This is a genomic window from Dysgonomonas sp. HGC4 (assembly GCF_001261715.1).
Taxonomy (GTDB): Bacteria; Bacteroidota; Bacteroidia; order Bacteroidales; family Dysgonomonadaceae; genus Dysgonomonas_A.
Map to the genome: position 1 here is coordinate 24,037 of NZ_CVRU01000019.1, position 12,859 is coordinate 36,895.

At 35.4% G+C, this 12,859-nt stretch carries 14 protein-coding genes and 1 pseudogene; 5 read left to right on the forward strand and 10 right to left on the reverse strand.

All coding sequences use genetic code 11. The features are described from left to right. Positions 1–124 precede the first annotated feature (124 nt). From HGC4_RS01810 to HGC4_RS19180, 5 genes and pseudogenes are all read left to right on the forward strand, one after another. A pseudogene (locus HGC4_RS01810) lies at positions 125–558 on the forward strand (DUF1896 family protein). Then, positions 548–1,000, forward strand: a complete 453-nt coding sequence (locus tag HGC4_RS19020) for a hypothetical protein (protein ID WP_050708404.1) — start codon at positions 548–550, stop codon at positions 998–1,000. The pseudogene HGC4_RS01810 and the gene HGC4_RS19020 overlap by 11 nt, the downstream one beginning before the upstream one ends. Continuing rightward, positions 945–1,607, forward strand: a complete 663-nt coding sequence (locus HGC4_RS19025; protein ID WP_050708405.1) for an N-6 DNA methylase — start codon at positions 945–947, stop codon at positions 1,605–1,607. The genes HGC4_RS19020 and HGC4_RS19025 overlap by 56 nt, the downstream gene beginning before the upstream one ends. A 738-nt stretch (positions 1,608–2,345) precedes the next feature. After that, positions 2,346–2,999 carry a hypothetical protein gene (locus tag HGC4_RS01825; protein WP_050708406.1) on the forward strand — a complete coding sequence of 218 codons (654 nt, stop codon included), beginning with the start codon at positions 2,346–2,348 and terminating at the stop codon, positions 2,997–2,999. 178 nt (positions 3,000–3,177) lie between these two features. After that, positions 3,178–3,306: an Ig-like domain-containing protein gene (locus tag HGC4_RS19180; protein ID WP_373419301.1), complete on the forward strand. Its 129-nt coding sequence runs from the start codon at positions 3,178–3,180 to the stop codon at positions 3,304–3,306. A 441-nt stretch (positions 3,307–3,747) separates the two neighbouring features. Here the strand turns inward: HGC4_RS19180 and HGC4_RS01835 are convergent, their stop codons facing one another. The 10 genes from HGC4_RS01835 to HGC4_RS01875 form a co-directional block, all read right to left on the reverse strand. After that, on the reverse strand, positions 3,748–5,322 hold the full coding sequence (locus tag HGC4_RS01835) for an AAA family ATPase (protein WP_082204037.1): 1,575 nt from the start codon (positions 5,320–5,322) through the stop codon (positions 3,748–3,750). Further along, positions 5,259–5,507, reverse strand: coding sequence for an AAA family ATPase (locus HGC4_RS19185; protein ID WP_050708409.1), 249 nt, complete (start codon positions 5,505–5,507; stop codon positions 5,259–5,261). Before HGC4_RS19185 ends, HGC4_RS01835 begins: the two co-directional genes overlap by 64 nt. Positions 5,508–5,515: 8 nt before the next feature. Continuing rightward, positions 5,516–6,595, reverse strand: coding sequence for an HpaII family restriction endonuclease (locus tag HGC4_RS01845; RefSeq protein ID WP_050708410.1), 1,080 nt, complete (start codon positions 6,593–6,595; stop codon positions 5,516–5,518). Then, positions 6,579–8,270: a DNA mismatch endonuclease Vsr gene (vsr, locus tag HGC4_RS01850; RefSeq protein ID WP_082204038.1), complete on the reverse strand. Its 1,692-nt coding sequence runs from the start codon at positions 8,268–8,270 to the stop codon at positions 6,579–6,581. Before vsr ends, HGC4_RS01845 begins: the two co-directional genes overlap by 17 nt. A 579-nt stretch (positions 8,271–8,849) precedes the next feature. Continuing rightward, positions 8,850–9,173 (reverse strand): helix-turn-helix domain-containing protein, encoded by a 324-nt coding sequence (locus HGC4_RS01855; RefSeq protein WP_050708411.1) that lies wholly within the window; start codon positions 9,171–9,173, stop codon positions 8,850–8,852. Between the two features lie 100 nt (positions 9,174–9,273). Beyond that, positions 9,274–9,597: an RteC domain-containing protein gene (locus HGC4_RS01860; RefSeq protein WP_255349816.1), complete on the reverse strand. Its 324-nt coding sequence runs from the start codon at positions 9,595–9,597 to the stop codon at positions 9,274–9,276. A gap of 10 nt (positions 9,598–9,607) precedes the next feature. Next, positions 9,608–9,910 carry a hypothetical protein gene (locus tag HGC4_RS18325; protein ID WP_082204039.1) on the reverse strand — a complete coding sequence of 101 codons (303 nt, stop codon included), beginning with the start codon at positions 9,908–9,910 and terminating at the stop codon, positions 9,608–9,610. A gap of 44 nt (positions 9,911–9,954) precedes the next feature. Next, positions 9,955–10,794 carry a hypothetical protein gene (locus tag HGC4_RS01865; RefSeq protein ID WP_050708412.1) on the reverse strand — a complete coding sequence of 280 codons (840 nt, stop codon included), beginning with the start codon at positions 10,792–10,794 and terminating at the stop codon, positions 9,955–9,957. Between the two features lie 7 nt (positions 10,795–10,801). Further along, positions 10,802–11,644 carry a hypothetical protein gene (locus tag HGC4_RS01870; protein WP_050708413.1) on the reverse strand — a complete coding sequence of 281 codons (843 nt, stop codon included), beginning with the start codon at positions 11,642–11,644 and terminating at the stop codon, positions 10,802–10,804. 14 nt (positions 11,645–11,658) lie between these two features. Further along, the gene (locus HGC4_RS01875; protein WP_050708414.1) at positions 11,659–12,459 is read right to left on the reverse strand and encodes a hypothetical protein; all 801 of its coding nucleotides are present in this window, start codon (positions 12,457–12,459) and stop codon (positions 11,659–11,661) included. Between the last annotated feature and the right edge of the window lie 400 nt (positions 12,460–12,859).

The following is a 12,859-nucleotide window of genomic DNA, read 5'->3' on the forward strand; positions in this document are numbered from 1 at the left end:
TTTCTCGGCTCTATGTAAAAAAAAGTATTTCATGATATGTTATTGGAATTGAATTGATTGATGCATATATACTTACAAGAGTAGTAACAAAAAGGTATGCGACCCTCACTAAAAAATCAACGATATGGCAACAAAACCAAATACGTCAGCTGTAGAATTATCCTATTTCCGGCTGTCCCTGTTATCCTACCTGCGAGACACGTACCCTGCTAAAGCTACCGACCCCGATTTTATTGCTGTACGCGGCGACGCCGCGTACAGCAATGCTATAAAATCAGGCCATACCTACGATGAAGCAGAAGTAATCTCTTCTCAAGCCCTGTATGAAGGCTTGCATTCTCCACCTACCGAACCCTTGTAACCATCCTTTGGGAAGAATTTACCGAAGAGGTAAACCCTGTACAAGCCGAAGGCATAGCAATGGAGTTATTGCCCCGCCTTTCCGGTACGGTTCATAAATACACCCTGTCTGACGATTTTGCCGATACCCCGCAATACAATCAGTTTTACACGGAACTGACGGGCGAAATACAAATACTGCTCGAAAATGGCTTATAACAGGAAAGCCCATCTTCGGCATTACATTGAGGCGATCCGCATTGCCTTTGCATTCGATAAAGAGAAAAGACAGGCTACCGATGATGAGAAAATAAAGCAGGCAATCTATTCAGGCTTCGGAGGGATAAAAGCCGTGTTGAATCCCGCCGCTAAACCGGAAGATATAACCCATTGGAAAACCTCGGAACATGATTTGTTCCCACTCGTAACCGAATTGCATCAAGTGTTACGGGATGGAACGAAAGACGATGCCGAATATAAACGCTATGTCAGCTCCCTTAAAAATTCAGTATTGACTGCTTTTTATACGCCCAAGCCTGTTGTCGATGCTTTGACACTCGCTCTGAATAACAGTGGTATCAAAGCTCAACAATTTCTTGAGCCCAGTGCAGGAACAGGAGTATTTATATCCTCATTCAAAAAAAAACGTTCCGAATGCTGAAGTTACAGCTTTTGAAAAAGACCTGCTGACAGGAAAGATTCTCTCACACCTGCATCCACAAGATAAAATACGGATTGAGGGTTATGAGAAAATGGAAGGACGTTATTCACAGTATTTCGATGTGATAGCCTCTAATATTCCTTTCGGGGATGTCGCTGTATTTGATCCCTTGCTCTCCAAACACGAAACACCCGCGGTCAGTCAATCGACAAAGGCGATCCATAATTATTTTTTCACCAAAAGTGTGATGGCGGCCCGAGAAGGCGGCTTGATTGCTTTTATCACTTCGCAGGGCGTTCTTAATTCGGAACAGAACAAGCCGATCCGCGAACACCTGATGAATAGCTGCCATGTCGTATCGACTATCCGGCTATCCAATAACCTGTTTACGGAGGAAGCGGGAACAGAGTTCTTTGATTTTGTAGATGCTTACCAAGATTCATACATGCGGAACTCTTCTACTGTTAAGAGCATAAAAAGTGCAAAAAATGATGCGTTTACTTCTATCTGTAAGATTTTAGATAAACATTATGACCGAAAAATCTATAATAAATACAACCTAATCGGAAAAAAAATAAGCAGTTTAACCTTGATTTACCCGTATTAATACGAAATTTATGGGGTATTTCTCTACTTAATAAGCAGAAGAAGTAAGTACTTAGACAATAAATAAGAGTATTATATACTTTGACGCAAATTTTCGATTCCCCGATTTCGTAGTACCAAAATATAAAATTGTTGTATTGCGATTAATAATGAATCACTGACAGAGATAAATCGAAATACTATTGAGAATGTACAGTTATCCCAACTTATAAAGCTATTCGTTTGCGTATCGCTGTTATTTACTACATACGCAACGGAATAACTACTAAACGCAAAGATGTACAAATATAAGATTCTATAATTGGAGCTGAATCGCAATGCACCACCCAGATAATATAAGGTATCTGTGATGATCCCAAACGCAACGAATTATAGAATGACCGTAACAATATATTAGTTACCTGCCATTGATCTCTTACTCTGGAATAGACGAGTATACCTAAATGAAAAATAGGCTCTGTCAGCTTCTTATTTTATTGGGAGAAGGATATATTTCTAAGGATGAGTGAAACGAGCCTTTAAGCAGAATGCAAATAACTTTTGATCCGATTTTTTCGTTCCAATCTTTTTAATGCATAAATTTAGACTTTATTCATTTCAGATATATCGGCTTCGCTTTTAGTAAATAAATGCTGTAAGTCGAATATAAAGATGGAATACAAGGCTAAAAGGATTGTCGGTATTTATTATCGAACGGGGAATAAAATAATCAATGGAATATATAAATAATAATTTTAGAATGAAAAATTACATTATTATCTCAATCGCCTGCATACTTTCGGCTTGTGGTGTCTCCACTACCGAATATGATAAAGTTGTAGCAGAAAGAGATTCTTTAGCTAACATCGTCTACAATTTAACAGGAGGTGCAAAGAACCAACCTCTTCAAACCACTCAAGCGAGTATTTGGGAGATTAAAGAATACTCCGATATATTTGGAGACACGTCTGACGGTAAATACATAATGTCTGAGCGAATTCATGGCACATTCAGCAATTCAACTACAAATCACTCTAGCCTAGGTGTCCGCTTTATAATCACAAAGCCAGAAGACATCAATATTATGCTGTTTGAATATGATGGAGATAATCCAGTCAAGACTAATGCCAAATATATCGTTTATGTAAAAGATGAATCTGGTAAAACAGTTGAATTTGAAGCCGTACATTCACGTAGTGAGTTGAGTTTCGGATGGAATATTGAGGAGTTGTATAGGATGATGGAATCAGAAGGACAACTCAAATTTGCGATTTATAAAACAAGGAGCAACGGAACTGAATATCATTTTGAAGTTGATACTAAGGGGTTTGTAGAAGCAATGGAACTTTTAACCCAATCTCAGACTCCCAAAGAAGGAAATACCCTATGGTACCAAAAACAGAAAATCAAATGAATAAAACGATAATATTTTTAGTCGCAGTTTTAGTTAACTCATTTTTCATTGGATGCTCAAACGATGATGAAGGTTCAGATGGAACAACCAAACTCCAATCTATAAAATTCAAAGAGACGTCTCTCTCATTAAAAATAGGAGATTCATACTATTTGCCCTTAGAAGTTATCCTACAGGTATAGATTTACCAAAAGTTAATTTTAAATCTAGCGACAATGACATAGCAAGTGTAAGCAACACTGGTCAACTTATAACTAAAAGCATAGGAAAATGTGACATTACTGCTACCACAGAAGACCAAAATTAACTACAACTTGTTCTATTGAAGTTCTCTACAAATACAACACTTATATAGAAGCAATAACCAAGTTCGGAGCGACTAGGGATGAAATTAAGCAACTAGAGACCAGAACGATAAAAACAGACGATGCTCCTTATGGCTTCTTAATCTACAGAGGTGCTGGAGACTATTCTATTTGCTATTCTTTTCTTCAAGGCAAGATGATTGACGCAGAAGTGTTGATAGGCCCCGATAAATCCTCTGAATGTCTTCTTTTTCTCAACGAGAGGTATAGCATTAAAGAAACTTACAAAGGCAACTTATGGAATAATGGAAATGTTTATATTAAACGCTACATAACAAACCCTATGCGTACAATTATATGGTATACGACTGATATTAGCAGGTATCAGTAAAATGTATGCTTTCCAGATAGGAGGATAGAGCCACCGAAAAGTGGCTTTTATTCTACGATACAATACCTGTGATTAGAGACTTTATATATTCAAAATCTGAGTTTTTTTGTTTAAGCCATCGTCTAAGAAAAATTCGTTGAGTATGAAAAATATCTTCTGCTCTACTCGTATTAGTTAGTGCTTCTGAGGTTTTAGCAAATCTTGTTTTATAATCAAGGTTAGATATTATAGAATTAGCCAAAGTCTCATCATCAAGTAAATTTTTTAAAACATCATCATCCCAAATAAATTCTTCGGGAATATTCTTCGGAAAAAAAGATACATTATTAGTCCAATATTCTAAAAAATCTTTATATCTATCAACCTTTATTTGCTCATCTTCATTACTATTGGCTACAAATAATTTATTCATAGCCATATCTGTTGCATCTTGTATAATTCCTTCAAACCGATTCTTTAAATTTTCTCCAAGTGATAATGTTTTATAATCCTGATATACCTTATTTTTGTCTCCATCTAAGATGAAAAATTTATTATTCTCCTTTAATTGGGATGATATAGCTATACTCCTTTTTATACTTTCGGCACCACCTGGATGAACAATTACTTCTATTTGGTCTAAAATGCTTTCAGAAATATTTGAAGCCAGTTCTTCAATAACTGTTTTACCTAATGTATCTTCAACATAAATAATCTTTTTATTTTCATTATCTGCACCTAGATAATAAAATGCTGAGCCTGAATTATTTTCATTAGTTACCTCTATTTCTCCATTAGCTAATTCTGTGAATACTTTTATGGCATTATTTGGCAAGTACTTAATTAACTCGGGAGAGTGGGTTGAGATAATAATTTGTAATTTTTTTTGTAAGCAAGAATTTAATAAATATTCAAATAATTTTTTTTGAGCCCCTGGATGTAAACAGATTTCTGGCTCATCTAATAAAATTAAAGTACCTTCTTTTGCCAAGTATAGTTTGTTGACTAAAATAGCAACAGCAGTTTCTCCACTACCAGCAAAAGCGTCTGAATACTTATATTTGTCTGTTTCTAGAAAGACTGATGTACCCCATACAACAAAAAATTTGTGCTCTATAATTTTACCCTTTATATATTTTTTATTTAATATTTTGGAAATAATAGATAACTGAGCATCATCCAATACGATAGGTGTTCTATTATGCTCATAACCTTTAAATTTGTAAGGTTCACGCCTTCCATTAATAATATTGTATAATTGGTTGGATTTTTTCCTTAAATATTTATTCGTTTCAAGTTTATTTCCCCTAGGTAAAAAGTAACGATAAGTATCGAAAGCTGATAACACAGAATGGAAGTCGATATACAAAGGTTCATTTGCTATTTTTGACTTTCTGTAATTTTTATCGTCTTTTTTTACCTTCATCAAATATTTTTGAACAGGTCTACTTGGCTCCCAAACATCAGGATTATTGTCTCTATATGTTCTTTGAACTAAAACCTCAAATTGATTATCTGAAGAATCCGAATTCTGGTAATTATATATAAAACAATTTCTAGTATCTTTAAGATCATTGATTGTATCTACTTTAGTCGAAAACCAATAATCTCCAAGACTGTATCCTTCAATACAGCCATATAGCCATATAGGGCTTTTAAAATGGAACTTTTCCCAGTACCGTTAGGACCGACTAGTACTGTTAGTGGAAAATCGAAGGTAATTTTCGTGTCTTTTATGAAGTTTTTATAGTAAGGAAATCTTATATAGTCAATGTATTTTCTAAATACTTTCGCATCTTTAGATCGTTGTATTGCTAATATTTTATTTTTCATCAGGAACTTTATTTCAAAAACCTTATCTGTAAATTCAACTTAAAAAGTGTATCTGCCCCTTCTTTGTATACAGAGCCAAAATCATGCTTAGTGCTGCTAGCAGTTTCAAATTTGGTATTATTGAGTAGGTAATCTTCAAATTCATTTCTATTGTATATATGATAGCAAAGAATATCGCCATCTTCTTTTACAACCAAATAACCGCCTGTGGCATCAAGCTCTCCAGTCCAAACTTTAGACGGCATCATTCCAAGGGCAATATCCGTAAGGAAACGCTTGATTTTATATGAATAGAAAGGATGCTTTAAAGACAAGTCATATTTTAATGGATTTTGAGCCGTTATTTCCTCAACAAGTTCGATAGTCTTTGAATTCTTTGAAGTAAAGAACAAATAGAGCATCTCGCTTAATAGAGTCGGCAGTGAACTATCAATCAAGATTAGATTATTTCCAAATGTCGGGCTTTCCAACTTATCAAATTCTAAAGAAGCTCCTTTTTTAGTAATAGCATGAATGCGGTCTTGTATTTTACTGCGTGTGTCAATACTATTAATATCGGTTATATCCTTATTTGAGAAAGTTGCATCTGTTACTTTGTATATAAAGTTGGTGGCTTTGCTGGCATTCAATAGAGTTGAAGCACCTCCCAACTGTGATTTTATACTAAATCCTAGTTTTGGGGTACTTCCTGTCCTTAAATCGTGGATTACTATTTGAATATCACTCTTGACAGAAGAACTGGCTTTTAAGGATTGACAGTTAAATGAGTTAATAAACTTTTCTGTATCAGGGCAAGAAAAGGAAGCTCCAGTTGCACTCTGTAACGAGGTCAACAAATTAGATGCTTGTTTGTGAAACTCAGAGATAGGTATTTTGAATTCTTCCTTATCATTTTTGATGATGACGATAGAATTATCATAGGCATATTCATACGTGCCACTGGATTCTGTTCTAAGAACTTTTATAATGGGGAATATGAGATTTTCGACCTTGTTTAAATCTTTATCTCCTGCATATAATTCTTTGTCTGCAATGATTTTCAGAAGCGTATATATTTCGCTCCATTCTCCTTTATTTCCTGTCAACATCTATTCCTAAGTTTAATAATATTTCACGTGCTGTTGCTTGTATTGCTGGTACTGCTACAGAATTACCAAATTGCTTATAGGCAGAAGCATCAGCTACAGGTATTTCAAAATTATCGGGGAAACCTTGCAGTCTAGCCCATTCTCTAGGAGTCATCTTTCTTATACCTTCGCGGTTAACTTCTCCTTTTATTCTTGTTGTGGGAGTAAAATCTGTAATTCGGTCATCAATGACCAAATTACGTTCACGTCCCATTCCTCCGACTACTATAGCGTTAGAAATGGCATCATCGGGAATAATGCCGTATCCAAAACCGTTACCTTTACCTTCATGTCTTGCCTTGTGATTCTTTAGCGTCTGCAAATATTGGGTTGACAAGTAATATTTAGTTGGTACAACATTCTCTTCTTTAACATCAGCAAAACGCTTGGTATCATCAGTAGCTAGCGGATATGCAAAATCAGATATATTCAAACTTGGATGAAATCCAACTATGAAAATTCGTTCTCTATTCTGAGGAACACCAAAGTTTTTAGCGTTCATTATTTGAGGTTCGGGTACATAATACCCTAAATCATTTCGTAATACATTCAGAATTGTTTCTAAAGTCTTTCCCTTATCGTGATTTCTAAGACCTTTAACATTTTCTAAAAAGAAGGCTTTAGGTTTTTTTGTTTTTATGATTTCTGCAACGTCAAAGAATAATGTTCCTCTGGTATCTTCAAAACCTCCACGTTTTCCTGCAATAGAAAAAGCTTGACAAGGAAATCCTGCACATAATACGTCAAAACCATCTGGAATAAAAGCTTTAGTTTCTTTTTTAGTTATATCTCCGAAAGGAACATCTCCAAAATTTTTACGATATGTTTTTTGGGCTTCTTTATCCCATTCGCTGGTAAATACACATTTACCTCCTAAATTTTGAAAAGCTAATCTGAATCCACCAATCCCTGCAAACAAATCAATAAATTTGAATTTAGGTTTGTCTATAGGAGGGAAAGGTACATTTTCGGCTTCGAATAAACCATATTGCAAAGCTGCTTCTGCTACTTGTTCTGTAACAGACTCTTCTGGATATTTGTATTCCAAAATATCTTTTGTCGCTTGTATTGCACCTTCTTTATAGAACTGAGAAACTCCGTTAGAACTATTATGTATATAATGAGTCAAAACGGCTTCTCTATTTGAATCAGGTTCAATCAGGCGTATTTTAAACTTCTTTCCTCCTATATCTGCAAGAGATATTCTTTCTGCAAAATCCATTTTTGAATTATTTATAGCTTCTTCTATTTCAAGAATACAAAATAACAAATTTTTATTGATGTCATTGCCCCAAAAGCGAATAACTTTCCAACCTTGTTTTGTTAATTCGGTATTGACCTCTTTATCTCGTTCTATATTACGTTCTATTTTCTTATGCCAAAACTCTTGATTAGACTTATGGTCATTTTTGCGAATAGCCCAATCTTTACCATGCCAAAATTCACTATCTACAAAAATCGCAATTTTATATTTTTTGAAAGTTAAATCTGGTTTTCCGAAAACAGTCTTGTCATTTTTGCGATAACGATGACCCTTTGCAAATAATGCCTTAGCCAACGCTGTTTCTATTTTAGAACCAGACGCCTTAACAGCTTGCATATTTTTTCTTCTTTGCTCTTTAGTTAGCTTATCCATAATATATTTATGACCCTACTAATATAGCAAACAAAAAGCCATTTGCCAATAAAAAAGAAAAGGGAATGCTTAATGGGCTTGAATACAGAAGAATATAGTTTATCCGAAAAGAATAAAAAATGCGATACATCGGATTGGGGTGTGAGTGTAGAATTCGTTTAGGGGGTGTACCGACCCCTCAGCAATAGATTTTTTGTATTGTGTTTGAAGAAATTATCTACTCTTTTTAGGCTTTCAAATCAGGATTTGTATAACTTTAGGCTTTCACTTCTACACATTTCTTGCCCTTTGAGTATAGCGTTTTACAAATATTTTACAAATCGCATATTTTACATAAAAATAAAAATTCTAATCGACTTATTTAAAGAGAATTAGCATTAAATCGAGTCGAAACTCTGAGGTTCCTTGCGGGGAACTCAAACAGGCTAAAGAGATATGGAAGACAGGCTTATAATCGCACATCTGGCTAATGCAATATAGGAAAAAAAGGCTTAAAGATATAGGATAAAGACCGCAGAAAATAATTTGCGGTCTTTTTTAGTTCCTCTATAATAGAAAAAACGAATGTGAATCGGATGATTATACTTCTTCCTTGTCGTTGTTATTTTTTGAAAAATGATCCCAGATGAATTTTTCTACATCACATTCCTTATAATAGGTCTTGTGATAAATCATTTGATAAGGTATAGCTCCAATGGAACGGTAACGCTGCAAAGTCCGCTTGCTAACATTCAGAAGTTTGCACAGGTCATGGTTATCTAGAAGCCGCTCACCGTTTAATACGTTATGCCGCGAGTTCATTACTTCTATAAATTTATCTAGTCGGTCGAAACGTCCCATGAATTGTTCAAACCATTCCTGCATCCAATTTGTCAAATCATTATTTTCCATATTATATCGCATTTGCTTATTTTAATTTCTTTTGCAAGTTTAGCGGAAACGGAAAACAAAAAAGTGGTATCTACCACCGTAAGTACCACCATTTAATTTGTAACATACTGATTTACTGATATGTTTTTTCGACTTCGCTCTTGTACAACGCAAGCATTCGTTCCAGCAACGGCGAAGTGTTCTTTTTACGCTCCATCGCGCGGGTCTTGCGGCTATAAATATTTTTAGGAATTTTGATGCCAAATACGACTTTCAACGCGCGGACGATTTCGGCATAGGTAATCAGTTCGCCTGAAGATTTTCGGATCAGTTTGATATTATAAATAGCAATCGCCAACTCTATCAAGTCGGTAATGGTTCCTTCCCATATATAATCAGCGGCAGATGGTTCAGATTCAAGATCAGGGTTAGACTTCGTTTCGGAGACTGTTGCCACAGGTTCCGGGTTACATTCGGCCCATTGCAGGGCAATAGATAGGTATGACAGACAGCGGGTAATGCAATATAAGATTGGGACATTTTTCCCCCGCCCCCTCATCGCTTAATAAAATTTGAACTCCTTCCAATTCCAAACGGGTGTAATGTAGTGTAAAGTAAGTAGGTACATTCCCTCGGGCAGAGGTGCAAAGTGATGTTACTGTGCGCACGAAGTCGTTGTAGACAGGAGCAATGTCAGGCTCATCTGGATTAAAAGTTCCGTCCATCTTCTCCAGCAGGCAAAACAATTTTGTGTTGATCAGTCTTTCCATAGCTTTTCTTTTTTTAGTTAATATTGAAAATCATTTCAAGTTAATTAGAAACCTTGTATTCTAAGCACATCTATTGTTGCTCTCATCACCAGAAAAGGATAAATAGCATCAGCAGGAGGATTATAAGGCAGAGGAGTTACGTAAGGGACTCCTGTACCAGTATTTATGGCTTCGAAAGCCACACATAAAGTAGTTTCTTGCGTAAAATTTAGGAACATCGAAGCACCTGGTTGATCTATGCCATAGATACAATGGAAAAGTTCGGGCGTATAGACATCCCCTGTAGCCGGATCCATTTTATACAGATATACTTTGGCATATTCATTAAATTCAGCCAAATTATTAGATGCAGATATATATGTAAGATTATTAGAGAGAGAAATTAAATATCGTCCTGGTGGGATAGTTAGAGAAGAAGTTCCGTCAGTTTTAAGTTCAAGTTGATTAAATCTGAAAGTGGCGATAGTTTGTACCTTATAAATATTTCCAGATGGTATAGTAAGGAATGGGCTTTCAACAACGAATTCACTACTAAAGTCGCCCAGAGAGAAAGATTGCCAAGATGCATTTCCATTGGCATCAGTCATCAAAATTTTCTCAAGGGCAGCTCCCTGACGCAAGCGAAATTGCCCATCAACCTCCACTTTTACACCTGTAGTAATATCCGATGGAGAAGTTGTGCCAATACCAAGTCTACCGTCACTCATTACAACTACATCATCAGTCGTATTTGTGGTATTGTCAGCAGATGTATTTCCCTGTGAATCAATATGCAGAGTTGTTCCGGTTTTAGGCGTTTTTGTATTGATTCCAATCTGTTGACTGAAACTGTTTGTAGAAAAGAAGAGTGCTGTGGAAAATAAAAAAAATGATATAGCTCTCATAATAGTTTTAATTAAAAAGAAGGTTACCTAACAAATTAAAATCTAAAGTATAGCGATATTGTGCTGTATTAGCTGTCGTATTTGGCCAATAGTAAACATTTGTAGGGCGATTTTCCCAGTTGAGAGAAAGATTAACACCGGTAGGAGTATTTACAAGTAAAAGGAAGATTACTCCACTGAGGAATTCAGCGTAAGATACATGCCAATACAAGGTATTTCCAACATATATATATAATGTACAAAGTTCAGATTTACCTACAATATCCCCATTTAATACGACAAAATAATTTCCTTGAGGTATATGTACACCATTTGAGATTGCTGTGAGTCCTATAGCATCCCCCGGGAGGATAAACGATCCGGTGTATGGGTATGTTGTATTTTGAAATGGAGCAGTCAGTTGTACTTGTCCAGTATTCTGAAATGTAAAATTGACGGCTCCACTAGTACCGGCATCATGAGATGTAATCGTTCCGTTACTTTCGAGAAAATCTCGGTTCGAAAGCCTCCATGAACCATACTTTCCTTTTACAGATACGTTGCCATTCCAACTTGCCAGCCCATTAGCATCACTCATAAGTATTTTACCGTTGGCTTGAGACCCATCTTTTATTTGTATTTTACCATTAACCGTTAATTTCCTGTCCGGATTTATAGTCGCTATACCTACATTGCCTTCACTTGTAACGACAACATCATTTTCTTGTTGGATGTCTGTGACCGGATTTGTATTATCTCCCATACCATCAATATGCAAAACTTGTAGTGGATTTTCTGTTAAAATGCCAATTTGAGCTACAATTGAGACCGAAAATATGAAGAGTAAAAGAGTCCAATATACTTTATTCATGGTGTGAGTCAAAATTAGTTATTGAGTTTAATGAATCTTATTTTAAAAATAAAACTACTCGTACTCGGAAGTTGATATCGGGTGTATCCCGGAACAGTTTGATATGCTACGGCTACGTGTAGTGCTGTTGTCGAAGCCGTAAAGTTGTACATAAAGGCTGCGCCAGTAAGTTTTTCTTTGTAATATATCTGGTAGATTCTTTGAGAATCGGCATTGGCCGTGTTAAGCCCTGTTAAAAGTTCAATCCTACCGTATTCAGTTTTATTCAGTTGTTCAAGATCAATAATAATGAAATATAGCCCAGCAGGGACAATGATGTTACTATTTAAGATATTTGGATCATTTGTATCAGTTCCAGTGGGCTTACGCAGTCCACTAATCTCACTTTCGTCCAGAAAAGATCCGCTGCCGGTTCCTCCGGTACCTATGAGTGTATGTTTATTTGTATCGCTAAAGGTTGCTGTCCCTTCTAGCCTCCAAAAAGATGTTTTCCCATTATCTCCTACGCGTGCCCATGTACCTATACCATTGGCATCAGACATTAATACATTACCCTGTTTTTGACTTGCGTCGCGTATGGCTATAATTCCGGCGTTTATGTCTAATTTAGTTGTTGGAATGGTAGTACCTATTCCCATATTCCCGTTATTATCTACGATTACATCATCATTTTGTTGAGTGAGACTAGGATTCTCCACATTATCTTTCATTCCATCCACGTGGAATATTCCTTTAGGGTGTTCGGTATTGATTCCTACTTGCCCGAATATCGTGAGATGGGATAAGATAAAAGCAATAAAGGTATGTTTCTTCATTTTAGATTTGAGTAAAGTTGCTTGCTATAAGTAAAGGTGTTGATTATTAGTATTTATTAATGCTTCGTTAATACTCTTTATTTGGGGTCTATATAGAGTGTAGCATCTCTATTTTAGGGTTAAAAGATGACATGATATCAATTAATTAATAGTGATTTTTATAACAATCCGACAATACGTATAGTTTACGAAGAATTAATTCAAAGGGAAATATTATTTTTTAGTAATTTAAAGATGGTAGCTATTCGATAGTAATTAATCTTTTTTAATATTAAGATACTTGCTATAAGTTTAAACCTCGACCTTATTAATAGGATGTCTTTTATATTGTAAAATTAGTATATTATTCTAATATTTTACATTAGTAATAATTCTTTTTTTCTATTTATATATTTATTTA